The organism is Nakamurella sp. PAMC28650 (assembly GCF_014303395.1).
Classification (GTDB): Bacteria; Actinomycetota; Actinomycetes; order Mycobacteriales; family Nakamurellaceae; genus Nakamurella.
The window spans coordinates 2,951,131-2,977,942 of record NZ_CP060298.1 but is presented as its reverse complement, the minus strand read 5'-3'; the positions used below and the strand labels follow the sequence as shown (position 1 = coordinate 2,977,942).

Below are 26,812 nucleotides of genomic sequence, written 5' to 3'. Positions count from 1 at the left end.
TTCCTCGACGTGACGGTTACGTTTCATTTGGACTCATCCTGGCTATGATCAGCACATGAATCGAGAGCTGACCCACGGGCGTCAGGTGGCGCGGCGAGCACGTCGGGCAGCCGTCACGTGCCTTGCCATCACTGCGCTGTTGCTGTCCATCGCCACGGCGACGACCGCTACGGCAATGACCGCCACGGCGGCACCCCCGAGGCCGGCCGCGACCGCATCACAAGCACTGCCGGGCTCGGTGCAGCCCGCCTTCGGCCCGGACGTCCTGGTCTTCGACCCGTCCATGCCGCAGAGCCAGATCCAGGCCGCGGTCGACGCGGTCGCCGCCCAGCAGATCCCGAATCAGTTCGGCCCGCAACGGTATGCGCTGCTGTTCAAGCCCGGCACCTACGGCTCGGCCGAGTCGCCACTGAATTTCCAGGTGGGCTATTACACCGAGGTCGCCGGCCTCGGACCGAACCCGGGTGATGTGGTGATCAACGGCGCCATCGACGTCTTCAACCAATGCCAGGCCACCAACTGCGTGGCGCTGAACAATTTCTGGCGTTCGATGTCCAACCTCACGATCAACGTCCTCAACCCGGCCACCGGTGTGTATTCAGCGTGCCACACGGGAGAGTTCTGGGCCGTGTCGCAGGCCGCCCCGATGCGCCGCGTCCACGTCAACGGCCTCACTACGTTGATGGACTACTGCACCGGACCCGCCTCGGCCAGCGGCGGCTTCATCGCCGATTCGCGTTTCGACGGCGCACAGGTGATCAACGGTTCGCAGCAGCAGTTCCTGGTCCGGAACACCACCCTTGACGCCTGGTCCAACGGCGTGTGGAACCAGGTGTTCGCCGGGGTGACCAACGCACCGGCGCAGTGCTTCCCGGCGGTGAGTCAGAGCTGCGGGCCCTACACCACCCTCGCGGCCACTCCGGCGAGCAAGGAGAAGCCCTACCTCTACCTGGACCAGACTGGCAACTACCGGGTGTTCGTCCCGTCTGCTGCCCGCAACTCGGTCGGTGAGAGTTGGTCGGCCACCTCCCAGACGCCCGGCCGATCACTCCCGTTGTCCGCGTTCTACGTGGCTTCCCCCGCCGATTCGGCGCGGACGCTGAACCGGCAGCTCGAACGTGGACGCAGTCTGCTGCTCACCCCGGGCACCTACCGACTGGACTCCACCCTCCGCGTCGAACGGGCCGGGACCATCGTGCTGGGCTTGGGATTTGCCACCGTCACCCCCACTCGCGGCAACATCGCGATGACGGTCGAAGACTCCCCGGGCGTCGACATCGCCGGCATCGTCTTCGACGCCGGTCCCGTCAACTCGCCGTCTCTGCTGCAGGTCGGGGAGAGGAGCGAAGACCGCCGACGCCACGCCGCGGACCATGCTGACGCTGTGCCAACGGCACTGCAGGACGTCTTCTTCCGGATCGGTGGGGCACACCTGGGCAAAGCTGCGGTGAGTCTGCTCGTCAACAGCAACAACGTGATCCTGGACGACGTCTGGGCCTGGCGCGCCGATCACGGCACCGGCGTCGGCTGGAATCAGAACACGGCCGCTACCGGACTGATCGTCAACGGCGACAACGTGACCGCTACCGGCCTGTTCGTCGAACACTTCCAGAAGACCGAAGTCCAATGGAACGGAGAGAACGGCAACGTCGTGTTCTTCCAGAACGAGATGCCCTACGACGTACCGAGCCAGGCTGCCTGGATGTCCGCCCCCACCGTGCAGGGTTACGCCGCACTCGAAGTCGGATCGAGGGTGAAGCACTTCACCGGCTACGGTCTCGGCTCCTACAGCTTCTTCAACCAAGGTGTCGACATCTTCTCCGACAACGCCTTCGTGGTACCAGTGACGCCAGGAGTCCAGCTGCACGACCTGCTGACGATCTTCCTGGACGCTGTCAACGGCAAGGGCGGTATCCGCAACGTCATCAACGGGGTCGGCGGATCCTCGACAGTGGCCAACCCCGACGTCCCGGTCACGGTCGTCACGTACCCGTAGGAGGGGCTTCTACCCCCGACACCTCGACCGGGTGTCGCCGGTTGATCGGTCGAGGGCGTCGGGGGGAGATCGACTGCGCGGTCGGCTCCTTCAGGCTTTCGACGCCAGCAGTTCCTTCAGGAGGGCTTCGATGCGGCGACGGATGTCGTCGCGGATCGGCCGTACCGCCTCGACGCCCTGCCCGGCCGGGTCGTCCAGTTCCCAGTCCTCGTAACGTCTACCGGGAAAGACCGGGCAGGTATCTCCGCAACCCATGGTGATCACCACGTCGGAGGCCTGCACCGCCTGGGTGGTCAGCACCTTCGGGACATGGGCGGCGATGTCGACTCCGACCTCCGCCATCGCCTCGACTGCGGCGGGGTTGATCTGCTCGGCGGGCAGCGACCCAGCCGAGCGGACTTCGATCGCTCCACCGGACAGCGCGGTCAGGAACCCGGCAGCCATCTGGGAGCGGCCGGCATTGTGCACGCAGACGAACAACACCGAGGGCTTGTCGGACATCGGGGGGCTCCGATCGATGAGGAGTAGGAAAGCCGAGGTTCAGGACGCAGACGATGCGTTGCGCGAGGCAGACGGGGCGGTGGGATCGCCCGCGAAGAACCGACGGCCGGCCCACAACGCGACATAGACCAGGGCCACCAGGGCGGGAACCTCGATCAGAGGGCCGACCACGCCGGCCAGTGCTTGCCCTGAGGTGACCCCGAAGGTCCCGATCGCAACGGCGATCGCCAGTTCGAAGTTGTTGCCGGCAGCGGTGAACGCCAAGGTGGTCGTCTTGGCGTAGCCGAGTTCGAGGCTCCGGCCCAGGCCGAACCCGACACCGAAGGTGATCGCGAAGTAGACGATCAGTGGCAGCGCGATGCGGGCGACATCCCAAGGACGGCTGGTGATCTGATCGCCCTGCAACGCGAACAGCACCACGATGGTGAACAGCAACCCGTAGAGCGCCCACGGCCCGATCTTGGGCAACACCGTCGATTCGTAGTACTCCCGGCCCCTGGTCCTCTCCCCGATGGTGCGGGTCAGGAACCCGGCGACCAGCGGGATCCCGAGGAAGACCAGGACGGACACGGTGATCGCGCCGACGGAGAACCCGGCCGTCGTGGTGGCCAAGCCGAGCCAGCGTGGTAGGACCTGCAGGTAGAACCAGCCCAACGCCCCGAATGCGATGACCTGGAAGACGGAGTTGATGGCGACCAGGACGGCGGCGGCCTCCCGGTCCCCGCAGGCCAACTCGTTCCAGATCAGCACCATGGCGATGCACCTGGCGAGCCCGACGATGATCAAACCCGTGCGGTATTCGGGCAGTTCGGGAAGCAGCAGCCACGCCAGGGTGAACATCAACGCCGGTCCGACGATCCAGTTCATCACCAGTGAGGCGATCAGCAGCCGTTTGTCGCCGGTCACCCGGCGCGTTTCGTCGTAGCGGACCTTGGCCAGCACCGGATACATCATCACCAACAATCCGACGGCGATCGGCAGCGACACGGACCCGACCTTCACCGCGTCCAGGCCCTCGGACAGGCCCGGGACGACGCGGCCCAGCAGTAGCCCAAGGGCCATCGCCGCGATGATCCAGACCGGCAGGAACCGGTCCAGCCTCGACAGTCCGGCCAGGACCGCCGGCTGCCCGGCGGTCGAGGTTCCGATGGTGGTCACCGACAACCGCACGTCGTCGCCGCAGCGGTGTCACCCGCGGTGGGGGCTCCGCAGCAGCCGGCCCTGGCGGAAGGTTCGCAGCAGTCGGCTCGATCAGCCGGGGTGCAGCAGCCGGGAGCGGCCGGCTTGGTGGCGCGGACGATGGCGCCGTGCAGGCCGTCCGCGACCCGGTGGGTGAACACCACTTCCGGTTCGTCGAATCCCGCCGCGGTGAGGCCTTCGAGGTATTCGGTGACCGATAGGGCCCCGGCGATGCACCCGACGTAGGAGCCTCCTTCGGCGCGTTGCGCCGGGGTGAGGTGGTCCTCGGCGACGACATCGGAGATGCCGATCCGCCCGGCCGGGTTCAGGACCCTGAACATCTCCGCGAGCACCGCTGGTTTGTCGGTGGACAGGTTGATGACGCAGTTGGAGATGATCACGTCGATCGAAGTGTCCGGCAGCGGGATCTGCTCGATCTGGCCCTCGAGAAACTCGACGTTGGTGGCGCCGGCGCGGGAAGCGTTGGCGCGAGCCAGATCCAGCATCTCCCTGGTCATGTCCAAGCCGAAGGCGAATCCAGTGGGTCCGACCCGCTTGGCCGACAGCAACACATCGATGCCGCCACCGGATCCCAGGTCCAGCACCTTCTCACCCTCCCGCAGATCGGCGACCGCCAGCGGATTGCCGCAGCCGAGCGAGGCCAGCACGGCTTCGGCGGGCAGTCCGTCGGTCTGGCCGGCGTCGTAGAGGCCGGCGCCGAACACGTCCGACTCGTCAACGTCGCTGATGACACTCAGGGCATCGGAAGGTGCGCAACAGCTCTGTGCCGAAACCGATCCCACGGCTGCTGCTGCGGCGGCGTAGCGATCTCGGACGTGTTCCCGGAGTTCGTCGGTAGCGGTCATGACCTGTCCCTTTCGCAGATGGCGCGTTCATAGATGAACGTCGATGTCCCAACCCTGCAGGCAGACATAGACGTTTGTCAATGTTTGGCGCATACTTGTCCGGTGACGTCCCGAACCGACCTGCCGCTGACCGACGTGACATGCTGCGCGCCGCTGACCCGGGAGCCGTTGACCGCGCCCGCTGCCGAGGCTCTGTCCAGAACGCTGAAAGCGATCGCAGACCCCACGCGGTTGCGGCTGCTGTCGATGGTCGCCGCGCACGAGGGCGCCGAGGCGTGCGTGTGCGACCTGACCGAACCCCTTGGTTTGACCCAGCCGACCGTGTCCCACCATCTGAAGGTGCTCGTCGACGCCGGACTGCTGACGCGCGACAAGCGAGGCGTGTGGGCCTATTTCGCCCTGGTACCCGGCGCCCTCGCCTCCCTGGCGGCGGTACTGAGCAGCCAGCAGCCGCTTGCATTCGCGACCGTCTGATCAGGTCGAGCAAGCCATCGCGCATCGTGTGGCAGCTGCCGAAGCCGGGCGGAGCCTGCCGGCTGCGTGACCCGATCCTCGTGGTCTCGTGACCATTCTCCCTTCGCCGGATCCCTCTCTCCGGGCCAGGTCCCGCCATCCGCCCACCTGGTTGGGTGGGGCGGGCGGCGGGACCGGCGGCACGATGTCACCCGATGCCGGGGTCACCGGTTGATTCCGGTGGACGGGCCGGCGGGTCAGGCCCACCACATGTGATACATGCCGCTGTCGGTGCCGATCGCGAAGCCGTCGATGCGATTGGCCGACCAGGTCGTCGCCGCCACCGAGGATTCGACGACGCCGCCGCGGCTCTCCCAACCGCTCCAGGTCGAGCCGTCCCACGCTTGGTGCCAGACGGCACTGTCGGTGCCGACGGTGAACAGGTCGAGGCGGTTCGGCGCCCATGAACTGGCGGTCAGCGGGCCGCACAGCCCGCCAAGGGACTCCCACCCGCCCCAGGCTGCGCCATCCCACCACCGGTGCCAGCATGCGCTGTCGGTACCGCGCGCGAACACGTCCAGTCGATCCCTGTTCCACGACACCACCGTGGGGTCGGACGTGAGGGTTCCACCGAGGGATTCCCAACCGCCCCACGCATTGCCGTCCCACCACCGGTGCCACAAGGCGTGGTCGGTACCGTTCGCGAACACGTCCAGCCGATCGGTATCCCAGGCGACCGCCGTGGGTACTCCCATCAGGATGCCACCGAGCGACTCCCAACCACCCCAGCCGGCGCCATCCCACCAGCGGTGCCACAACGCGTGATCGGTGCCGACCGCGAACACATCGAGCCGGTTCGGCGCCCACGACACCGCGACCGGTGCCGATTCCAAAATGCCGCCGAGCGATTCCCAGCCGCCCCAACTGCTCCCGTCCCACCAGCGGTGCCACATCGCGCTGTCGGTACCGAGCGCGAACACATCGAGCCGGTTGGGTGCCCAGGACACCACGGACGGGGACGAAATGATGATGCCGCCCAGGGATTCCCAGCCGCCCCAGGCATTGCCGTCCCACCAGCGATGCCACAGGGCGCTGTCGGTGCCCATGGTGAACACGTCGATGCGGTCGGGGCCCCAGGACACCGACACCGGCGGAGATTCCAGGATCCCGCCGAGCCCTTCCCAGCCGCTCCAGCCGGCCGGCGCCAACAGCGGGTACGGGTTGTCGTTGGTCAGGCCGCAGGGCGCGCCAGGTGGGAAGTGCGCGTCGAGCAACCCCTTGAAGGCGGCCAGGGCGTCGGTGCGCCCGGTGAGATTCGTGTAGGTCGCAGCCAGGGTGGAACCACCGGCGGCGACGATCTCCGCCCAGCTGAAGTGCAGTTGGTACCTCAGCCAGTTCAGGAACAGGGTCGCGCATCCGATGGACACGTAGTTGCGGTCGGTCGGGTCGGTGGTGTTCACGAAGTCCGGGCGGCCCCCGTCCAGCCAACTCGCAGCGGACGTGAAACCGTTGAGTGCACTGGGATACAACTCGGTCGCGAAGATCCGCGACAACCCTTCCCCGGTGCTGGCACCGCAGTCCCATCGACCGCTCGCCGCGGAGAACACCTCGACCGACTCCGCGACCTGCAACATCCTGATCAGGTCGGGGTTCGTTCCGTCGAACGCCGCGCAATGTTCCTCGGTCGCGGCGCAGTTGGCGTGATACGCCCCGAAGCTACCGGCCACCACATAGATCGTGAACGGCATTCCACCCGGGGTGATCTCCCCGAACCAGCCGCGCATCTGGGCGTAGTCCGCTTCACACCTGGCCAGGACAGCGTCAGCCAGAGTCGGGCCGCTCGCGCCCAGACCATCCTCGTAGAACACCTTGAAGTGCGGTGTACTACCGCGCAGGGTGTAGGGGCCGCCGTCGGCCGCCAGGGCCGGCCGATCTGCCGGCACCTCGCCTCCGGGCAGCACCAGGACATGCAAGGGACCAGTCGTCCGCGGAGCGACGGCCAACGTCTGCAGCCCGGGGACCGCCCCACCGCTGCTCATCGTCTGGCTGCTGACCGGAGTTCGTTCCTGTCCGGATCCCTTGTCCGTCATCGGTTCGGGAATTGTGATACCTACCATTGTTGCCACTCCATTCTTGAACGGAAGATCAGGAAGTAAAAACGGTGGTGGATGGCTTGGAACTCACTGGACCAGGAGGAGTTCCTGGAAGGCAGAAGCCTTCACGATCACGACGGATCAAATTATCCGCTGTGACATGTACCTCGTCGTCGCTCGCCGACAAAGCGCTTTGTCGATCGCCGGAACACCAATGGTAGGCGTCCGGGACGACCCTGTCGATAGACCGAGCTGACGAATTCAATCACCAGTCTGCTATGGTCTTCGAAGCCACACGGGTGAATTCCGAACCGCCATGTATCACAGCCCGGCCCATTGATCTCTCATTCTTGCGTGACCTGGGCCCTCCCCCCACCAGATCTGCTGATGCACAACAGGTCCGACGAGAACAGGTGGTCGTCCGATCCGTCCCATCGAACAACGGCTGCCAATTGGCATCGCTCACCGCGCATTTCAAAGCAGACATGGCGATGAACCTGGCCGGTCAGCCAGAGCAACTGCGACAGCGATCCCCGCAACTCTCTCGATATCAGAGTGTTGCGGGGATCGCCGGCACCCAGGCGTGACGAGGGCGGCCGTTGTCCGGGTCCGGACGTGGTCGGCTACGTCGATCGTGCGGCGGACTCCAGGAAGCTCAGCAGTTCACCGTCAGGTAGAAGTAGCCGTCGTAGCCGGTCGGCAGGTGCGTGGTGGAGTCGAGGTACCAGAGGGTCACCTGCACGCTGCTGCCGTTGAAGTCGTAAGCGCTGGCGTAGACATAGCCCGAGTAGGCGGTGACGGTCGGCGTGCAGTACGACACATCGCTGTCCACCGTGACCGAGTAGGTCCCCAGGCCGGTGTGCGTGGCCGACAGCAACCTGGAACTGCCCGCGAAGATCACGCCGTTCGGGTCGACCATGCCTGCGATCTGAAGTACGTAGTAGCCCGAGACGTCCATGATCACGTGCGCCGGGCCACCAGAGTTCTTGATGGTCAGGGCCGGATCCGTACCGATCGGCGAAAGGGCGAGCACCGGATTGGAGCTGACCGTCCGATCGCTCCAATAGGTGGTGAAGTTCGCCAACGGTGCGCTCGTGCCCGCGGGGTAGCCGACCAGGTAGCCACCGGCACTGGCCCCGGTGACGGTGACGGTCAGCGCGACCGCGGTGGCGTTGCCGGGTATGCCACAACCGCCGCTGAGCCCGCCCTGCGGAGCGAAACCGGAGGTACCCCGCACATAGAAGCTGCGAGCACCGCCGTTGGGCAGTCTGCCGCCGCCGTAACGGGTGTCCGCGATCCGGCACGGCCGGACCGGTACCAGGATGCTCTCAGGCTTTGCCGGTGGTCGGGGGTTGATCAGCGGGCCGGCGGCGAACGGCGCCTTCGTAACCGGGCCCGTCGACGCGTTCGGGACCGTCGGCGTCGGGGCCGTCGACCAGGGCCCCGGCAAAGTCGGGTTGACAATTCTTGAGCTGCGGCGATGGGTTGCGACATGCCGGGAGGGGCGGTTTGCGGGTGGGCGTGGCCCACGGTGATGATCATGAAGGTTCTTGAGGCCACTCACTCACAGCCAAGGACCACGCCCGATGTCATCATCACCCAGGTATACCGTCGTTGACCAATTCGACGAAGATGAGTTCCCCGACATCCCCACGGCGCCGGCGGCGTTGCTCCGAGCCCTGCGATCGGTTCCCGACCCCCGCAGCGCGCGCGGCCGCCGGCACGGCTTGTCCACCATTTTGGCGGTGGCCGCGTGCGCGGTGATCGCCGGTGCCCGCTCCTTCGTCGCCATCGCCGAATGGGCCGCCGACACCGCACCAGCAGTATTGGCCAAACTTGGCGTATCCAGTGAGAGACCCTGCGAGTCGACGATCCGGCGAACCCTGAACAGGATCAACGCCGACGGTTTGGATGTCATCGTCGGGACCTGGGCCGCTGTGGTCGCCACCGCGTCGAAAACATTTCAAGTGATCGCAGTCGACGGCAAATCGGTCCGGGGATCCGCCGTGGCCGGCGGCCGGTGCCGACATCTGCTCTCAGCGCTCACTCACACCGCAGGCCTGGTCCTGGGGCAGTTGGACGTCGATGTCAAAACCAACGAGATCCCCATGTTCGCCGAGCTTTTAGACAACATCGAGTTGCTCGGTGCGTTGGTCACCGCCGATGCGATGCACTGCCAGAAAATCCATGCCAAGTATCTCGTGGAGCAACGCGGAGCGCATTACCTGCTCACCGTGAAAGGTAACCAACCGACGCTGCGGCGGCGACTGGCCCAACTCCCATGGAACGACGTCGACGTCACCGACACCCAGAAGGACCGCGGACACGGACGGATCGAGAAACGAACCCTCAAAGTCGTCACCATCGCCGCGGGAATTCTGTTTCCGCACGCCGCCCAGGCGATTCAGGTGAGCAGAAAAGTCCGGTCGATCCGATCCAAGAAGTGGCATACCGAGACCGTCTACGCGGTCACCGACCTGCACCCGACCCAGGCGTCCGCCGCGCAGCTGGGCACCTGGCTCCGAGGACACTGGTCGATTGAAAACCGTTTGCACTGGGTCCGGGACGTCACCTTCGGTGAAGACCTGTCCCAGGCCCGCACCGGCAACGGACCCCAGGTCATGGCCACACTACGAAACCTGGCCATCGGACTTCTTCGACTGGACGGAGCCCGCAACATCGCAGAAGCCGTCCGACATCACGCCCGAGACCCCCACCGACCACCCAAACTCGTGCTGACCAGCTAAAACAGCCCGACATGAGCGATCTGCGACTTTGCCGGGGCCCTAGGCCGTCGACGTCGGGGCACCGCTCCCAGAAGCGAAAGCCGATCCCAGCCCCATCGAAACAACGATCAATACCACGCTCACCACAGTCGTCAGGCGCGATACGCGTTTCATGTCCGATCTCCTTTCTCTGCCGCACCAGGCGGCCGTGGATCCGGGCATGCACACGGAATGCATGCCGATGGACGGATCCAGATCTATCCACTGGCGGGTGTCGACCCAGGGTTCTGCTCCCGCGGATGAATCTCTTTCGACGGAAATGTTCATTCCAGCCTGAAGAATGGCCACCTGATAACCATGGGAATTGCTGCACCCGTGCCACAGAGGGTCCGATCGATGGAAAGAGGCGACCACCGTGCTTCCAGCAGGGGTACGACTGTTCCGAGCTGTCGACAGACATGAATACCGTCTGTCGGGCCTGCAGGACCTGGTTCAGCGAGGTGCCTTGGCGTGCGGCTCCGGGATTGGCACCGGGCCGATCGATACCGACTCCGCAGTTCAACGCACACCGATCATCAACTGTCGCCGCTGGGGTCGTTGCCTCCCTCGTTCGCAAACGCTGCCCTGGTCTGCCCAGGGGGGACGATCAACACACTGAACTATCTACAGACCGGATCGACACACCCGAGTGGTTTCCCACCATCGGTCGTCTCGTCGACTCGCGAGCCAAAGACTACTGCAGGTCCCACCATTTCTCAGCTGAACGCAGAAGTTGCCGGTGGAACGCAGAAGTCCTCGGGGGAACGCAGAGGTTGTCGGGGGAACGCAGAGGTTGTCAGTGGCAGGCAGAAGGCTGCGGGGGCGCGGACGACCGATGAGGCCGGGTGCACACCCGGGTGACTCCAGGCACCAGGTCCACCGGCGAAGTCATCCAGCGCCGGCGTACCGGTAGCAGGCAGTGCCGACTCAGACGGGTTCTGCCGAGGACCCCGTCATCGTGACGAGGGACGAATCGTCGTGCTGTGCCAGCCCGGCCTGCAACGCGGCCAGGTACTTGCGGTGTGCTGCCCCGGCCACCGGGGCGAACACACCGGACGCCTCACACAAATCCTGCACGATGCCCATGTCCTTGGACATGACGTCGGTCCTGGACCGGAGTTCCACCGGCTCGTGACGGAGCTGCTCGATCATGCGGGGGCCGCGGTCGGCCAGCATGAACGACGCTGCGGCTCCCGATTGCAGGACCTGCAAGCAGGTTTCCAGGTCCAGTCCCAACGAGTCGGCCAGCGCGAGCGCCTCCGCTGCGGCCGCCGTGTGCACCCCGCAGAGCAGTTGATTGACCGTCTTCATCAGCTGCCCGTCGCCGGGTTGGGGACCGACGACGTGGACCGTCGATCCCAGGAGGTCGAGCACCTGCTGTGCCGCCTCGAGGTGGTCCGGCTGCGCGCCGACCATCACCAGCAGATCACCCCGCGCCGCCCGGAGACTGCCGCCGCTGACCGGCGCGTCCACCAGACCGATCGACAGCGGATCCAGTGCTGCAGCTGCCGAACGGACCGCGTCAGCGCCGACGGTCGAGGTCATCACGATCGAGGCTCCGGCGCGCAGGGACTGCGCGATGCCGTCGGGACCGAACAGGACGAGTTCCATCTGTGCCGCGGTGCGGACACTGATGACGGCGACGCCGGCGTGTTCACAGGCCAGTGCGGCAGTCTCGGCCGGACGAATCCCGGCCTTTTCGGCGAGTTCGAGGCGACTCGAGTTGGGGTCGTACCCGCTGACCGGAAGATGCTCGGCGAGCCGCGTCGCCATGGGCAAACCCATGGCGCCCAGACCGAGCACCGCCACCTGGGTCGATACGGACCTCTCGTTCACTGCGCACCCCTTCTCCTCGCCGGAACGGCGCATGACCCCGGTCCCGGCGACCGCCCGTGGTTCGTCGTCGAGCGCTGGATCCTCATCATGCCCACCTCCGGCGCCCGTAGCGAGACCGTCTGTCCCCCGGCGGGAGTCGACCCGCAGACGGTAGCTCAGGACGAGCGGGTGGTCTGACGTCCCCCGATCCCGGCCACCGCAGGCGTTGCCGGCGACGCTGCGCTGCTGCGGCTAGTGACCGAGGGTGGCGGCCACGTCGATGATGACCTGCACCTGTCCAGTGCCTGCGAAATGAATCTTGATGCGGCTCTGGTGGAACAATCCGGACCCGGCCACGACCTGGCATCGGGTCAACAGGCCTGTGGACAATGTCTGGCCACGACCCATCCAGTCGATGGTCGAGGTGACCGGAACATCTGGCCGGTCAGCCGGAAACACCGTCAGGTACCCGGCGCCGGTGGTGGCCGTGACCGTGATGCTCAGGAAGACGTGATCGGCCGACGGTCCCTGCACGCTGGCGTTGACCGCGATCGTGCGCGTCTGCCCGGCGAGAAAGGTGCCCCCGCCCTGGCCGACCGGCCAACTGCGTGAGTCGAACGCGCGATACGGGACGACGATTTCGCCCGGCCCGTCGGTGAACACCGGTCCCGAACCACCGCTGGCCGCCGCATCCTGCGCCCCCGCGAGGAGTGTCGCTGCTGCTGCCCCTGCCCCGACCGTGCCGACGGCGAGCAATCGGCGACGGCCGATCTGTGGTGTTGCTGCATTCATGGTGAGACCCTCTCCATTGACGGCGACGAGACGCCGGTTACCGGTGAGGAACTCGGTGGGACGCCCCTGATACGTCGGGATGCCCGCGCCGCTAGATCTCAGTAGGCTTGCATCAGTCTGTTGTTATAAGTTAGCTTGGATGCAGCCCACTTCCGAAGGAGAGTCAGCCGTGACGACATCCACCACCGCCATCCGCGAACTCACCGCGCAAGGTCTCGGCACGGTCGGGGTCCAGGTCACCGACCGGGGCGCCGGCCGGCCGGTCCTCCTCCTGCATGGCGGTGGCGGCCACCGCACCGTGAGCGGACTGGCCGAACAGCTCGTCACCGTTCTCGACCTGCGCGTCCTCACCCCGACGCACCCCGGGTTCGAGGGCACGGCGCGACCAGCAAAGCTCGAATCGATCGGCGGCCTCGCGGCGCTCTACCTGGCGCTCTGCGATCAGCTCGATCTCACCGACGTCACCGTCATCGGCAACTCGATCGGCGGCTGGATCGCAGCTGAGATGGCGATCATCGGTTCACCCCGCCTCGCACGTGTCGTGCTCATCGGCGCCACCGGCATCGAGGTACCCGGCCATCCTGTCGCCCAGATCTCCTTCCTACCGATCGATGCCGTCATGCGGCTGAGCTACCACGATCCGGAGCCGTTCCGGGTCGACCCGACCACCCTTCCCCCGGACGCCGATACGATCATGGCGGCGAACATGGCGGCCCTCGACGTCTACGGTGGGCAGTCGGGTGCCAATCCCGCTCTGCTCCAACGCCTTTCGACCGTCGGTCCGGCAACCTTGGTGCTGTGGGGAGACAGCGACCAGATCGTCGACCCCGACTACGGGCGTGCCTACGCCGACGCCATCCCCGGAGCCGAGTTCCGGTTGCTCACCCGCACCGGCCATCTCCCGCAGATCGAGACGCCGGATCAGGTTCTGGGCGCAATCGCCGACTTCCTCACCTCCCACGCGGCCTGGACCCATGACTACACCGTCGAGACCACTGTGCCGCCGGCCGCTGTGTGGGCGACGTTGCGCGACCTCCATTCCGGAACGAAGATCGCCGAGACCAGTGACACCATCGTCCTGCAGGGCCCTTTCGCGGTCGGGACCGAACTGCTGGCCACCCCGCACGGCGCCGACTTCTCGATCCGGGGGCTGATCACAGAAGTCGTCGAGGGTGAGACTTTTGCCCTCCGCGCGGCCGTCAACGGCCTGCTCGTCACCGCCCGCCACACCCTCACCCCGCTCGGCCACGGGGGCACCAGGATCACCCACCACTCGGAGATCACCGGACCCAGGGCCGAAACCCTCGGACCGCAGATCGGACCCCGGATCACCGACGACCACCCCCGGGCGATGGAAGACCTCCTCGCCGCCGCGCAAGCCCGATCGGTCTGACCTGACGACGCATCGACAGCAGCCGGCCGACAACACGAGCGCAAGGACCTCGGACCCACCCTCCGGGGCCGCCGAAGGGTCGGCCGCCGATGTCGTGACAGCGGGTGCGTTCCAGAGCCGGAAAGTTTGCTGCGCAGGCATTCTCGGGGTAGTGCCCACGGCTCACTCGGCCTGACCGGGGTCGGAACCTCGGCCCGCGTGCTCCAATTCCGTGAGCAGGGCGGGGCGGTAGGAGTCCAGGTCGGAGTCCAGGTCGAGGTCGGAGTCGAGGTCGAGGTCGAGGGCGAGAAGCACCGTCCTGCAACATCACGCTCCGCCGCGGTTGACCGCCCGACGCTCGACGCCACGCCGGTCCCAGTCCTGGCGGGGGCCGGTGGCCGGTCATACTGGCACGAGCGATCGACCCGAGGGGGAGGCTGCTGATGGCAGGAGTACTGCTGGAGACCAAGTTCCACCTCCCGGTGGGCCGACGCGGTCTCGTCGGCCGCCAGCGACTGACCAGGCTGCTGAACCGGGGATGGCTGTCGGCGCTGACGCTGGTTTCTGCGCCGGCCGGGTTCGGAAAGACCACTCTGGTGGCGCAATGGCTGGCGACCTCCCGGGCGGAGGGACGGTCCGTGTCCTGGCTCTCCCTGGATCATCGGGACAACGACCCCCTGGTGTTCTGGACGTATCTGATCACTGCCTTGAACAGGACCGGCAATGACGTGGGCACAGAGGCACTCTCATTGCTGCGATCGCCACGCCCGCCGATGGAGGCGGTGCTGTCCAGTCTGATCAACGACCTCACCGCCATCGAAAAGGATGTCGTGCTGGTACTCGACGACTACCACCTCATCGACGCCCGCGAGGTGCACGAAGGCACCGCCTTCGTCCTTGATCATTGCCCTCCGCAGATGCACCTGGTGATCGCCGGGCGCGCCGACCCGCCGCTACCGCTGGCACGCATGCGTTCACTTGGCGAGCTCGTAGAGCTACGCGCCGCCGATCTGCGCTTCACCCCCGACGAAGCGGCCACCTACCTCAACGACGTGATGGGATTGGCCCTGACCGACTCCGAGGTCCGGACGCTCGACGGGCGGACGGAGGGGTGGATCGCGGCGCTGCAACTGGCGGCTCTGTCGATGGAAGGGCGCAAGGACACGGCGTCATTCGTCGCCGGCTTCAGCGGGGACGACCGATATATCGTCGACTACCTGGCCGAGGAGGTGCTGAACCGACTGCCGGAGGACGTGCGCCAATTCCTGCTGCAGACCTCCGTGCTTGAACGGTTGAGCGGCCCGCTGTGCGATGCCGTGACCGGTCAGGACAACGGCCAGGCCATGTTGACGACCCTGGAGCGCGGAAACCTCTTCCTGGTCCCGCTCGATGCTCGCCGCCGATGGTTTCGCTATCACCAACTCTTCGCAGATGTGCTGCACGCGCACCTGCTCGACGAGCAGCCCGATCACCTCGCCGAGCTGCACCGACGGGCCGGCGGGTGGCACGAACGAGCGGGCGAGATCCCGGAAGCAATCGGACATGCTCTGGTCGCCAACGATTTTCAGCGAATGGCTGACCTGATCGAGCGAGCGATCCCGACGTTCAGCCGAAACCGACAGGAAACGGAGGTGCGCAACTGGCTCCAGGCCATCCCGGACGACGTCATTCGGGTCCGGCCCGGCTGAACGTCGGATTTGCCGGCGCCCTGCTGTCCGGTGGGCGGTTCGACGGCGTCGAGAGCCGACTGGGGGACGCCGAGAGATGGCTGGAGGTGTCGCGAGACTTCCGCTCCGGTTCGGGAGCAGCACCCGCCGAGATGGTGGTGGCCGATCAGGAGCAATTCCGCCAACTCCCGGCGATGATCGCGCTGTACCGGGCCGCGCTGGCCCTGGCGCTCGGCGACCTCGGGGCGACCGAGCGCCATGCCCGTCGGGCGGTCGACCTGTCCGACGAGCACGATCTCGGGCGCGCCTCTGCCGCCGGCTTGTTGGGGCTCGCACTGTGGACGACCGGGGACCTCGAGGCGGCGCACTCGGCGTACGACGACTGTTCAGCCGGACTGATGCGGGCCGGGTACGTCGCCGACACCCTGGGGTGCGCGATCGCGTTGGCCGATATCCGAGTGACGCAAGGACGTCTCGGTGAGGCCACCCGATCGCTCGAACGGGCCATGCAGCGGGCGAACACGACCGGACCGGCCCTGCCGGGAACGGCGGACATGCACGTCGGGCTCAGCGCCCTGGACTGCGAGCGGAACCAGCTGCCCAGCGCCAGGGAGCACCTGTCGGCAAGCCAGGAGTTGGGCGAGAACGCCGGACTCCCGCAGAACCGATACCGGTGGCGGGTCGCGATGGCCCAGATCCTGGAAGTGGAAGGCGATCTGAACGGCGCGCTTCAGATGCTCGACGACGCGGAGCGCTTCTACGTCGGAGACTTCTTTCCCAACGTCAAGCCGATCCCGGCCCTGCGGACCCGGGTGTGGATCGCGCAGGGCAAGCTGCTCGCTGCGCTGAGCTGGGCGCGCGAAAGGGACCTGCACACCCACGACGACCTCACCTACGTGCGCGAGTTCGAGCACATCACGCTGGCCAGACTGCACCTGGCCCAGTCCTCCGCCCATCGCGACGATCGGGATGCTGACGACGTTCTCGGGTTCCTGGAACGACTCAGCCGTGCGGCGGAGGAAGGGCAGCGTGCGGGCAGCGTCATCGAGATCTCCGTGCTGCAGGCGCTCTGGTACCAATCCAGAGACCAGAGGGCAGCCGCTGCGGCATCCCTGCAACGAGCCCTCGGCCTGGCCGAGCCCGAGGGATACGTCCGCGCGTTCACCGCCCATGGTGGGCCCATGGTCCGACTGCTCCGCGCCACCGCCGACCGTGGGGCGTACGTCGAACGACTTCTCGGCGCCATGAATCCGACCGTGGCCGCGATCGATTCCGGCAGGACCGTCGATGACGGCCTGATCGAGCGGCTCAGCGACCGCGAGATGGACGTGTTGCGGCTGCTGGCCACCGACTTGAGCGGTCCCGACATCTCGCGACGGCTCTTCGTGTCCCTGAACACCATGCGGACCCACACCGGCAGCATCTACGCCAAGCTCGGCGTGAACAGTCGCCGGGCCGCGGTGCGCAGAGCCATGGAACTCGGCTTGCTCTCCGAGCCCGAAGGGCGCTGACCCGGTCGCCTGGCGCAACTGGGTCATCACCTCGATCACCACATCTGGTGATGCCCACTCGTCACCTCGGCTTCTAGCTTGCTCCTACCGCAGTGAAATACGGCGGTACCGGCGGGATCCACCCCGTCGGAGAGCGAGAGGGATCCGGATGAGGGAGATGTCGACCGCCGACGGGGCCGGCCGATACGAAATCCGTGTCAACGGGCACCTCGACCCCCACTGGGCCGCCTGGTTCGACGGACTGACCGTCACCACCGAGGTGGATGGCACCACCGTCATCGGTGGCCCGGTCGTCGACCAGGCTGCGCTGCACGGACTGCTCGGGAAGGTCCGCGACATCGGGATCCCGTTGATCTCGGTCATCAGGACCTCACCCGACCCCTCCCCCATCACGCCCTGACCATTCCATCCACCACGTCAAATGCACCATGTCGAGGAGACTGCGATGACAACGACCGTCCAATCCTTCACCACCATTGCGACGAGGCGACTTCCGCGGGACACACTGCGGCGGAGTTCACTGGCCGCCGGTGTGTTCTACCTGATCACCTTCGTCTCGATCCCCACCCTTTCCCTCTATCGCGCGGCCCGGAACCCGAACTTCATCCTCGGTTCCGGTCCGGACGCACCCGTCCTGGTCGGCGGCATCCTGGAACTGATCGTGGCTCTGGCCGGTATCGGAACCGCCGTCGCGCTCTACCCGGTGATCAGACGACAGAATCAAAGCCTGGCGTTGGGTTTCGTCGGACTCCGGGTCCTGGAAGCAGCAACGATCTTCACCGGGGTCACCAGTATCCTGTCGGTGGTCGATCTGCGAAAGGCCGGCGGCGGAACGGGTGCGCTCGATACCGCGCGTGCACTGATCGCCCAGCACGACTGGATATTCCTGCTCGGCCAGGGCACCCTGCCGGCCGTCAACGCCCTACTGCTCGGCACCCTGATGTACCGCTCGGGCCTGGTGCCACGTCTCCTCCCGATCATCGGACTCGTCGGCGCGCCCATCCTCCTGGCCTCCGTTGCCGCGAAGTACTTCGGTCTCTACGACGAGCTGTCCGGGTGGTCCCTCGTCGGCGCCCTACCCATTGCGGTGTGGGAGTTCTCGCTCGGGATCTACCTGACCTTCAAGGGATTCCGGCCGTCCCGCATCACCGCCGACCTGGCCGAAGCGGGTGCCACCACATCACCGAGGTCGAGAATCCGAGCAAGCGAGACGGCAGCAGCGCAGGGGAACCGGGTGATCCCTTGAAAGACCAGGGGTGCTCTTCTGAGTGAGCCCGGTACGAGGTCGGGGTGGAGCGTCGGGGAGATCGAACTCGACCCGCCGAAAGCCGACGAGGTGCTGATCGAGCTGGCACCATCAGGTCTGCGCCACTCCGACGCCCACCTGGACACCGGGGGATCGCCCGAGCTCGAAGGAGAGTGCGCCGATGTCCCGTCCACTGCGCGTCGCAATCGTCGGCGCCGGCATGTCCGGTCTGGGCCTGGGCATGCGACTGGTCAAGGCCGGCCATGCCGACTTCACCATTTTCGAGCAGGCCACGGATCTTGGCGGGACGTGGCACCACAACAGCTATCCGGGGCTGGCCTGCGATGTCCCGTCCCGGTTCTACACGTACGCGTCCGAACCCAACCCCGACTGGACCCAGTTCTTCCCCGGGGGCCGCGAGATCTGGGCCTACTTCGACCGGGTCGCCGAGCGCTACGGGCTGCGCGATCACATCCGATTCGGCGACGCAGTGACGGCGGCGACGTGGGATGGAAGTCGGTGGGCGGTGACCTCCCGGTCCGGCGACCAGGGACTGTTCGATGTCCTGGTCACCGCCACCGGAGTCCTGAACATCCCCCATTTCCCGGATATCCAGGGCCTTTCCGACTTCAGCGGGCCGGTGATGCACTCGGCACGGTGGGATCACGCCGTCGACCTCGCCGACCAGCGCGTCGGCGTCATCGGCAACAGTTCCACCGGCGTGCAGATCATCAGTGCGCTGGCGCCCGAAGCGCGGCGCCTGGCGGTGTTCCTGCGGACTCCGCAGTGGATCCTGCCCCTGCCGAACTGGCACTACACCGCCTTCGGACGGCGGGTGGTGGGCCGGTCGAAGCGGATCAGCCGGCTGGCCTACCGCCTGTACAAATGGGTGTTCGAGCTGACCTTCGGAGAGGCCACGGTCCATCCGGGGTGGCAGCGCACCGTGATGTCGGCCTTGTGCCGGTGGCACCTGCGACGGGTGAAGGATCCGGAACTGCGCAGGAAGCTGACGCCCGACTTCGAACCGATGTGCAAGCGCATCGTCATGGGCCTCGGGTTCTACCGCGCGGTGCAACGCCCGAACGTCGACGTCGTGACCGACGCGATCGAGCGGATCGTCCCGGAAGGTGTGGTGACGGCGGACGGGATCCTCCACCGACTCGACGCGCTGGTGCTGGCCACCGGCTTCGACGCCCAGGCGTTCATGCGGCCGCTCGCTCTCACCGGCGTGGACGGTGTCACGCTCGACCAGGCGTGGGCCGAGGATCCGTATGCCTACCGGAGCGTGGCGCTCCCTGGTTTTCCCAACTTCTTCATGCTCGTCGGGCCGCACAGCCCGTTCGGCAACTTCTCCGTCATCCCGATCGCGGAGGCCCAGGCCGACTACATCATGAAGTGGGTGAAGATGCTGGCCGAAGGTCCGATCCGCTCGATGTCGCCGCGTCCGGAACCGACCGCGGCCTACAACGCCGACCTCGCCGAGGCGATGCCCAGCACCATCTGGATGTCCGGATGTGCGAGCTGGTACCTGGACAAACACGGCAGGCCCAACACCTTTCCGGGGACGCCCGCGCAGCACCGCGCTCTGCTGCGCGAGCCGAACCTCGCACACTTCGACCTTGACGAATCGAACACCGGCCCGCCTCGCACCGCACCCGACAGCCGAAATGATCCAGCCCACCGATCTACGCCGGACGTCAGTGGGAGCGCGAGTTCGACCTCGGCAAGTTCGTTCCGGGTCGGGTAGTCGACCGGATCGCCCACGATCTCGTCGAGGTCCATCGAGCGGATCCGGTCGATCGGCATACCGCTCATCAGCTCAGGTGGATCCAGGCCCGCAGGCGGTGCCCACCCGCAAACGGGCTCCCCGGTCAGGCTGCCGGGATGGTGCTGCCCGGCACGAACAGGAAATGGGATCACCGCTGACCGGAGCAGTACACCACCATTGGTTGAAATGGCAGGTCACCCGGAAGTCAACTGGAGTTGCGCCTGCCCGATTCCACCGCCGCCGAGGTCCAGAACGACGGTGAAGGTTCCGGTGCTCGGCAGGTCGACAACGTCGGTGTTGCCGTGACCGCTGAGAACGCAGCCGCTGGTGAGGGTCTGGTCGGCCGCGTCCTTGAGCTGCAGCACACTACAGCCGCCGGTGAAGGTGGCGCCTGTCGCGCTCACCGCGACCTTCTGCCCGGCGGAGCCCTGGAAGGTGAACCTGGAGACCGCACCCGGCTGAGAAATGGCAGCGGTCACCGCTGGCCCGTTGATGCTGATCGCGCCCTGCTGATCGGTGTCCCTGAACACTCGGAGTTGAACGCTGCCGAGATCGGCGGCGGACGGATCGACAACGATCGTGTAGGTACCGTTCTCCTTCAGGAGGGTGGCATCGATGTCGCCCTTGCCGCCGATCACACATCCGCCGTTGGCCGTGTTGCCGGTCGGGTCGCGAAGGAAGATGACGCCGCACTGGTCTGCAAGGGTGCCCCCGCTCGCGTCGACGTATACCCTTTCTCCGACTGACCCCGAAAACGTCAGCAGCGCAACAGCTCCTGGCTGAGCTATCGTGGCGGTCACCGTCGGCCCGTCGACACCGATGGTGCCGATCTGGTCGGTGGCGCTGGTCAGCCTGACCTGCATACTGCCGGTGACTGCATCAGCCGGATCCAGCACGAAGGCGTAGGTGCCGGTGGCGGGCAACGTCACCCGATCGATCGAACCGACACCGTTGATGACGCAACCACTGCCCAACCGGTGCTGCTGCAGGTCCTGGATCGAGACCGATCCACAGGAGTCGGGCAGGGTCGAGGTGGGAACGCCGGCGTAGACCACCTCGCCCTTCTGTCCACTGAAGGTCAGGCGGCCCAGGCCGCCCGCGGCGGTGACGGCGATGGCTGCCGGCGGACCGTCGATGGTCAGTCCGCCCTGCTGGTCGGTCGCCGACACCAGCCGCATCGAAACAGAGCCGGTCGCGCCGGCCGGCGGATCGACCACGACCAGATAGCTTCCGGTCACCGGCAGCACCACGACGTCGATGCCGCCCTTGCCGTTGATGATGCAGCCGGCCGCCAACAGCTTGCCCGTCGGATCCTGCAGCCGCAGCCAGCCGCAGCCGGAGGGCAACGTACTGGCCACCACGTCGACGTACAACTTCTGACCGGCAGTACCACGGAAGGGGACTGTGATCTGCTGCCCCGCCTTCGTGACGGCAAGGGTGGTGCCACCGCCGCCGAGCTGGAAGCTGGTCGCATTTGCCTGGGTGAGCATCGAGGCGGCCAGGAATTCTGAATTGCCGGTGTTCGCCAGGTCTACCACGCAATTCTGCAACGATATCGGATCGGTGATTCCGTAGAGGGCGCAGGCGGATTCGGCCCAGGCCCGCCTCGGCGACGGGGCCGAGTTGCGGTCCGGGAAGGTGCGGTCGGTGTAGGTCTGCGTGCTGGTGCCAGGGCCGTAGGTGAAAAGCGAGTTCTGCTGCGTGATGCGCAGGCTCTCCGCGAACTTGGGGTACAGGTCGTCGTAGGTCGGCGCGCCGGTGGCCGATCCGGAGGCGAGATGCAGGTCGTCGGCCGGATTGCCGTCGGCGTCGGCGAGCAGACCCGTCAGGTGTCCGTTGTGGATCGGTGCGGGCACCACGATCAGGGTGAGCGAACGGCTGTACATGGTCACCAGCGTGTAGGAATGGTCGGGCCAGTCGATGGTAAGAAATGGACCGGCCTTCCTCGGGGTGTAGATGAGGTCGCCGCCTTCGGGAAGTGGGCCGGAGCTCAGCGGGTGGTTCGCGGAGTTCACCCGTACCTCCATCTGGCCGTCCTGGACGAACACCTCCACCCGGTCGCCGGCCACATTGGCTGCCATGGCCGTGTTGACGCCGACCTGTCTGCTGTTGCGCCAGGGCTCCTCACGGACCTGGACCTGGAAGGCGGTGGCCGGGTCTACGGAGGCAATGTCCTTGTTGACGACGAACTCGCCGGCAGCCTGGAAGTCCAGTCGTCGACCATCGAAGGTCGTCACATGCGGGTCGGCAGTGGTCTGACCCGCCCTACTCGGGGGTAGTGGGCAGCCGAGGCTGGGGTGGCACAGGGGGTCACCGGGCCGGGACGGCCGACACTTGCCCGGCGGCAGCGGGTTTGGCCCGTACACGGTCCGCAACGTTTCGTGTCTGTTCCTTCTGAGCATGTTCTCGGCCTTGGTGGCTTCCACTTCCTTGATGGCAATCCCGGTCCCATTGCCGGACCCGTCGAAACATTCGTGGACGTCGACGCCCTGAGGGGTGGTGTCCTGGGAGGCATGGAACAGCTCGTGATACAGCTCGTCGCAGGGGATCCGGGGGACGTGTCCGCTCAGCATCGAGGTGTCATCGGGGTCCCAGTAGATGAAGATGTTCTGTGGGTCGATCCGGTTCTCGCCGTTGTTTCCTGAGGTGTCCAGGTTGATCGTGACGTGGACGGACGGCTTGTTCAGGGTGTTCATGATGTCGGCCGGGTCACCGCCGGGGGTGTTGAACCCCGCCAAGCAGCCGGCGACGCCGTTCGCAACGCCAGGCCCGCCGGTCACCGTCGCCTCCGCCTTGGCAGGGGGTGATCCGAACCCGATGGCGGCGGCCAGCAGCACCACCGCCATCGCACCGGCTCCGGCCCGACGACGGCTTCGCCTGCGTTGTGTCAGCACCCACGCCAGCACCACCGCAAACAGCGCCACCGTGCCGAGCACAACCCACAGCAGCCAGTTGGTCGGGTGATCGGAGAGGGCGTCACCCGGGGCGGTGAGCGCGGCGGCAGCTGGACCCGTCGTCACCGCTGTGCCGGTGGCCGCAATGCCTGCCTCGCACAGCGGCCGGCCGGTGACCGTGAGATCTGGTGCAGTGTAGGAGGCAGCAAGCGTCAGTGGCCTGGCCGGATCGAACGGGTAGAGCGCCCCGACCGTCACCGCCGATGACCACGAAACCGTCCGCAGTGCGTGCCCGGTCGGTCCAGTGCCGACCTCGTCCAGCGGCACCCGCAGGGACGCTCCGGCCGGGAGCAGCCTCAGGTGCTGCGAGATGGTGAAACCGAGGTCCTCGTCGAAGGATGGGATCATCGCGATCGCCTCGACCATCCTGCCGGCCTGGTGAACACCCGTCAGGTCGATGGTGCCCAGGGCCATCGGGCTGACCTGACACGACGCGGTCCCCTGGTTGGTCAGCACCACCACCGGTTGGTCGTTGGCGCCAGTCTGCACCGTGACACCGAGACCGCCCGGTTGGTCCGCATGCGCAGCAGGCGCGAGCAGGGAACCGACGAACAGGGCAAACCCGGCGAGCAGAGGCACCGGCAGAGCACGTCTGAGATCCATGTGAGCGACCCATTCCTCGGCCCGCCGAGAATGATGGGCCGGTGAGAAGGCGGCCTTCGACGGGACGCCGTCAGGTTCTCACGGGGCGCTGCTCGGCTTCGTGGGAATGGAGAAATCCGACGTGTGCGACTCAGCTCGCTCCGCGGTAGCACGTTGCCGTCTTACTCGGCATGGACGTCGGCAAAGTCGAACGCCAGGCGGTCACTCCCGTTCCACGCGGTCGCAATTGGACCGGGTGCCGACGGTCGGGTTCAGCGGGGCTTGGTGGGTCGACCGTGGCATTTGCTTGGTGGCTACCGCGAACACGAATGCAGGCATGTCGGCGGCGAAGAGCCCACCGGACACGCACACCGCGGCATCGAACGACCTGCTGTCAAGCTCGGACGCCGTTGCATCGCCCCTCCGAGATCGTTGCGCTGTCCGACCGGACAAACCTTTTGCTAGCCGAATTCTTCACCTGATACCACGCCGACTATTTTTCCAATCACGTTGCCGACGAGCACGGGTTCGGCCAGCCATGGGAATCCGGGCAGGGCTGGTGGCAATGTGGCAATGCCGTGCAGCGCGACGAACAGCGATTGAGCACTCGTTGTCGGATCGAGGTCGCCTCGCGAGCCCTGAGCTGCGACGTCCTCGAGCGCGCTGGTCAGTACTCCGAACGCGTCGATTCCTTCGGGATATCGGTGCGGCGGCGAAGCGATGTTCCCCGGTGAGCGCTCGAACAGGATGCGGTACTGCCCGGGGTTGCGCCGAGCGAACCCGAGGTAGGCCAGGCTGATCGCCGTGACCCGTTCGACGCCCCGGGGCGCTCCCGCTGCGGCGCTGTGGCAGGTGTCGGCGAGTCCTACGAACGTGCGATCGACCACGGCATCCAGGATTGCGTCCCGATCGCGGAAATGCGGGTAGATCGAGGGCGCGGCGATGCCGGCCTCCCGGGCGATCGCACGCAGGGTGACGGTATCCCGCGGTCCGGACATGGCCAGGAGTCGCTCGGCTGCGGCGAGAATCTCCTCACGCAGATCGCTGCCGGATCCACGGCTGTTGCCGATCCGTTTGACGGTGGCATCAGAAGTCATGTGACCACTCTAACCAGCTTCGCCTAACAGGCGTTAGGCGTGTCGTGCCAGCGTCGACTTACAACTGTTAGTCCCGTCATGATCGAGGAGCGCTTCATCATCTCGTTCACGACCCTGTCTTCCGGCAGGACGCGGGCCGCTTCGACGACATCCATGGCGGCAGGTTTCTCGTGACGCCGAGAACGTCGTCCACAGTTGAACCCGACCGCATCACCCCCCACGATCACCGAGAGAAGGACCCGATGTCCAAGATCATCGTCATCACCGGCGCCAGTGACGGGATCGGCGCAGCCGCCGCACGGCAGTTGCACGCAGACGGCCACACGGTCGTCGTCGTTGGCCGATCGCCCGACAAAACCCGCCGCGTCGCCGACTCGATCGGTGCCGAGCACTTCGTCGCCGACTTCACCGAGCTCACGACGGTGCGCGAACTCGCGGCCAGTCTCCAGCAGCGCTACCCGAGGATCGACGTGCTCGCCAGCAACGCCGGCGGTGTCTTCGGTTCGCGTGACAAGACCGTCGACGGGTTCGAGAAGACCTTCCAGGTCAATCATCTCGCCCCGTTCCTGCTGACCAACCTGCTGCTACCCACGCTGCTCAAGAGCCATGCCAGCGTCATCCAGACGGCCAGCATCGCCGCGCGCCTCTACGGCAAGCTCGACATCGACGACCTCAACAATGATCGCCGCTACTCGGCCAACAAGGCCTACGGCGACTCCAAACTGGAGAACATCCTGTTCACCAGAGAACTGGACGCCCGATACCGAACGCAAGGAATCAGCGCCGTCGCGTTCCATCCCGGCATCGTCGGCTCGGGCTTCGCCGCCGAGACCACCAGCCGTGCCATGCGGTTGATGTACGGCAACCCGCTGGTCAAACCATTCCTCAAATCCACCCACCAAGGAGCCGACCAGCTCATCTGGCTGTCCGCGACCAGTCCGGGCAAGACCTGGGAGCCGGGCAACTACTACGAGAAACGAAAGATCGCGACCCGTGTCAACCTGCAGTCCAATGACGCGCACCTGGCCCGGCAACTGTGGGAGAAAAGCGAAGCCCTCCTCGACATCCAGAGCTGATCATCTGGTGCACACCAGGTATCTGCCACGCCAGGTACAGCGGCTTCATCGCAGCGGCACAGGTGAGCATGCACTTGGGAGATGGGCGACCGTCCGTACCGGGCTCAAGACCATCGCGCCGGGGGTGCCGTGTGCGGGTCCGTCAATGGGCGCCCGGGCCGGTCGCAGGTGCCCGAGGGAGCGGTGCCGTCGCGCTCGATCACACCGCATCACGCCAGGTTGTGCCCAAAATGTGCCCACGGGCAGCAGAAGAGCCGGCCCCGAAAAATCCGGGACCGGCTCTGACCTGCGGTGGTACTGGTGGGCGATCGGGGTTTCGAACCCCGGACCTCTTCGGTGTGAACGAAGCGCTCTCCCACTGAGCTAATCGCCCGGAAGCCGTAGCTCTCGGAAGCACCAACTCAGGTGCAGCGACCACGATACCCGATACCCGGACAGCCCCAAAACTTGTTCAGAACCACTACTCCTAGCTTCCAAACGTCGTCGCCGTACTCCGACTGGGTGAATCTGCCCTGGTCGCGTGATGAACGGAAACCACCTTCGTCTCCTCTGCGACGAACAAGTTGAAATGCAGCTCTTCGGATCACTCTCCGGCCGGCAGCCCAAGATCGACAGGAGCACGAAATGGCCCTCCAGCCCACCGCCCTTCGCCACCACTCGGTGGTTGCTCGGACCGGCATGACGTTGATCGCCGACGCTGCTGACATCGACGTGGACGCCGAACTGACCTTCCACAGCCGGGACCCGTTCGCCATCAGGGTGATCTTCTCGGTGCCGTCCGCTCCAGCGGTCGAGTGGGTCTTCGCCCGCGAACTCCTGATCGACGGCGTCAGTGCCCCCGCCGGCACCGGCGACGTCCAGGTGTTCCCCTGCCACGACGGCATCGTCTTCGAGTTGAACTCCCCCAGCGGCCGCGCCCGTCTGCTCGCGGATGCCGAGGTGCTGACCCGCTTCGCGCAGAACACCCTGGACGTGGTGCCCCTGGGCGCCGAGTCGAAGTACTTCGATCTCGACCACGAAATCGCCCTGCTGGCCGATCTGCAGCTGCCGGGCACCCCACAGAGCTGACCGGGTCGGTC

General features: G+C 66.2%; 21 protein-coding genes, 1 tRNA gene and 1 pseudogene. 12 read left to right on the top strand and 11 right to left on the bottom strand.

What is annotated here, in order from left to right:
- Positions 1-55 precede the first annotated feature (55 nt).
- Positions 56-1,996 carry an adenylyl cyclase gene (locus H7F38_RS13500; RefSeq protein ID WP_187090361.1) on the top strand — a complete coding sequence of 647 codons (1,941 nt, stop codon included), beginning with the start codon at positions 56-58 and terminating at the stop codon, positions 1,994-1,996.
- Positions 1,997-2,086: 90 nt separating this feature from the next.
- Here H7F38_RS13500 and H7F38_RS13495 read toward each other — a convergent pair whose 3' ends face one another.
- The 3 genes from H7F38_RS13495 to arsM form a co-directional block, all read right to left on the bottom strand.
- Positions 2,087-2,497 (bottom strand): arsenate reductase ArsC, encoded by a 411-nt coding sequence (locus H7F38_RS13495; protein WP_187090360.1) that lies wholly within the window; start codon positions 2,495-2,497, stop codon positions 2,087-2,089.
- Positions 2,498-2,536: 39 nt separating this feature from the next.
- Positions 2,537-3,559 (bottom strand): ACR3 family arsenite efflux transporter, encoded by a 1,023-nt coding sequence (gene arsB, locus H7F38_RS13490; protein WP_370531372.1) that lies wholly within the window; start codon positions 3,557-3,559, stop codon positions 2,537-2,539.
- Between the two features lie 92 nt (positions 3,560-3,651).
- Positions 3,652-4,542, bottom strand: a complete 891-nt coding sequence (gene arsM, locus H7F38_RS13485) for an arsenite methyltransferase (protein WP_187090359.1) — start codon at positions 4,540-4,542, stop codon at positions 3,652-3,654.
- A gap of 102 nt (positions 4,543-4,644) precedes the next feature.
- On the opposite strand from arsM, the gene H7F38_RS13480 reads away from it, so the two are divergent.
- Positions 4,645-5,016: a metalloregulator ArsR/SmtB family transcription factor gene (locus tag H7F38_RS13480; protein ID WP_255497967.1), complete on the top strand. Its 372-nt coding sequence runs from the start codon at positions 4,645-4,647 to the stop codon at positions 5,014-5,016.
- Between the two features lie 236 nt (positions 5,017-5,252).
- On the opposite strand, the gene H7F38_RS13475 is transcribed toward H7F38_RS13480, so the two are convergent.
- Complete coding sequence (locus tag H7F38_RS13475; RefSeq protein WP_222618047.1) at positions 5,253-7,085, bottom strand: DUF346 domain-containing protein; 1,833 nt, start codon at positions 7,083-7,085, stop codon at positions 5,253-5,255.
- 658 nt (positions 7,086-7,743) lie between these two features.
- A complete protein-coding gene (locus tag H7F38_RS13470) occupies positions 7,744-8,538 on the bottom strand; it encodes a hypothetical protein (protein WP_187090357.1) in 795 nt (264 codons plus the stop codon).
- A gap of 136 nt (positions 8,539-8,674) precedes the next feature.
- On the opposite strand from H7F38_RS13470, the gene H7F38_RS13465 reads away from it, so the two are divergent.
- Positions 8,675-9,835: an ISAs1 family transposase gene (locus tag H7F38_RS13465; RefSeq protein WP_222618046.1), complete on the top strand. Its 1,161-nt coding sequence runs from the start codon at positions 8,675-8,677 to the stop codon at positions 9,833-9,835.
- Positions 9,836-10,780: 945 nt separating this feature from the next.
- On the opposite strand, the gene H7F38_RS13460 is transcribed toward H7F38_RS13465, so the two are convergent.
- Together H7F38_RS13460 and H7F38_RS13455 are read right to left on the bottom strand one after the other, a co-directional pair.
- Complete coding sequence (locus H7F38_RS13460) at positions 10,781-11,689, bottom strand: NAD(P)-dependent oxidoreductase (RefSeq protein ID WP_222618045.1); 909 nt, start codon at positions 11,687-11,689, stop codon at positions 10,781-10,783.
- A gap of 231 nt (positions 11,690-11,920) precedes the next feature.
- Positions 11,921-12,460 carry a hypothetical protein gene (locus tag H7F38_RS13455; protein WP_187090355.1) on the bottom strand — a complete coding sequence of 180 codons (540 nt, stop codon included), beginning with the start codon at positions 12,458-12,460 and terminating at the stop codon, positions 11,921-11,923.
- Between the two features lie 169 nt (positions 12,461-12,629).
- Here H7F38_RS13455 and H7F38_RS25600 point away from each other — a divergent pair, with 169 nt between their 5' ends.
- Positions 12,630-13,853 (top strand): alpha/beta fold hydrolase, encoded by a 1,224-nt coding sequence (locus H7F38_RS25600; RefSeq protein WP_222618044.1) that lies wholly within the window; start codon positions 12,630-12,632, stop codon positions 13,851-13,853.
- A 162-nt stretch (positions 13,854-14,015) separates the two neighbouring features.
- Here the strand turns inward: H7F38_RS25600 and H7F38_RS26035 are convergent, their stop codons facing one another.
- Positions 14,016-14,147, bottom strand: coding sequence for a hypothetical protein (locus tag H7F38_RS26035; protein WP_255497966.1), 132 nt, complete (start codon positions 14,145-14,147; stop codon positions 14,016-14,018).
- Between the two features lie 128 nt (positions 14,148-14,275).
- Between H7F38_RS26035 and H7F38_RS25595 the strand changes: the two genes are divergently transcribed.
- From H7F38_RS25595 to H7F38_RS13425, 6 genes and pseudogenes are all read left to right on the top strand, one after another.
- A complete protein-coding gene (locus H7F38_RS25595) occupies positions 14,276-15,520 on the top strand; it encodes a hypothetical protein (RefSeq protein ID WP_222618043.1) in 1,245 nt (414 codons plus the stop codon).
- An 86-nt stretch (positions 15,521-15,606) separates the two neighbouring features.
- Positions 15,607-17,010 carry a LuxR C-terminal-related transcriptional regulator gene (locus H7F38_RS25590; protein ID WP_222618042.1) on the top strand — a complete coding sequence of 468 codons (1,404 nt, stop codon included), beginning with the start codon at positions 15,607-15,609 and terminating at the stop codon, positions 17,008-17,010.
- A 148-nt stretch (positions 17,011-17,158) separates the two neighbouring features.
- Positions 17,159-17,410, top strand: a complete 252-nt coding sequence (locus H7F38_RS13435) for a hypothetical protein (RefSeq protein WP_187090354.1) — start codon at positions 17,159-17,161, stop codon at positions 17,408-17,410.
- 45 nt (positions 17,411-17,455) lie between these two features.
- A complete protein-coding gene (locus H7F38_RS13430) occupies positions 17,456-18,256 on the top strand; it encodes a DUF4386 domain-containing protein (RefSeq protein WP_187090353.1) in 801 nt (266 codons plus the stop codon).
- Between the two features lie 18 nt (positions 18,257-18,274).
- Positions 18,275-18,415 (top strand): annotated as a pseudogene (locus H7F38_RS26665) (alcohol dehydrogenase); the annotation flags it as partial.
- 22 nt (positions 18,416-18,437) lie between these two features.
- Positions 18,438-20,003 (top strand): NAD(P)/FAD-dependent oxidoreductase, encoded by a 1,566-nt coding sequence (locus H7F38_RS13425; protein ID WP_187090352.1) that lies wholly within the window; start codon positions 18,438-18,440, stop codon positions 20,001-20,003.
- Positions 20,004-20,218: 215 nt separating this feature from the next.
- Here the strand turns inward: H7F38_RS13425 and H7F38_RS13420 are convergent, their stop codons facing one another.
- Positions 20,219-23,581 carry a VWD domain-containing protein gene (locus H7F38_RS13420; RefSeq protein ID WP_187090351.1) on the bottom strand — a complete coding sequence of 1,121 codons (3,363 nt, stop codon included), beginning with the start codon at positions 23,579-23,581 and terminating at the stop codon, positions 20,219-20,221.
- 440 nt (positions 23,582-24,021) lie between these two features.
- Complete coding sequence (locus tag H7F38_RS13415) at positions 24,022-24,657, bottom strand: TetR/AcrR family transcriptional regulator (RefSeq protein WP_187090350.1); 636 nt, start codon at positions 24,655-24,657, stop codon at positions 24,022-24,024.
- 242 nt (positions 24,658-24,899) lie between these two features.
- Here H7F38_RS13415 and H7F38_RS13410 point away from each other — a divergent pair, with 242 nt between their 5' ends.
- A complete protein-coding gene (locus H7F38_RS13410) occupies positions 24,900-25,733 on the top strand; it encodes an SDR family NAD(P)-dependent oxidoreductase (RefSeq protein WP_187090349.1) in 834 nt (277 codons plus the stop codon).
- Positions 25,734-26,031: 298 nt separating this feature from the next.
- On the opposite strand, the gene H7F38_RS13405 is transcribed toward H7F38_RS13410, so the two are convergent.
- Positions 26,032-26,106: transfer RNA gene (locus tag H7F38_RS13405), tRNA-Val, on the bottom strand.
- 251 nt (positions 26,107-26,357) lie between these two features.
- Here H7F38_RS13405 and H7F38_RS13400 point away from each other — a divergent pair.
- On the top strand, positions 26,358-26,801 hold the full coding sequence (locus H7F38_RS13400; protein ID WP_187090348.1) for an SsgA family sporulation/cell division regulator: 444 nt from the start codon (positions 26,358-26,360) through the stop codon (positions 26,799-26,801).
- The last annotated feature ends 11 nt before the right edge of the window (positions 26,802-26,812 follow it).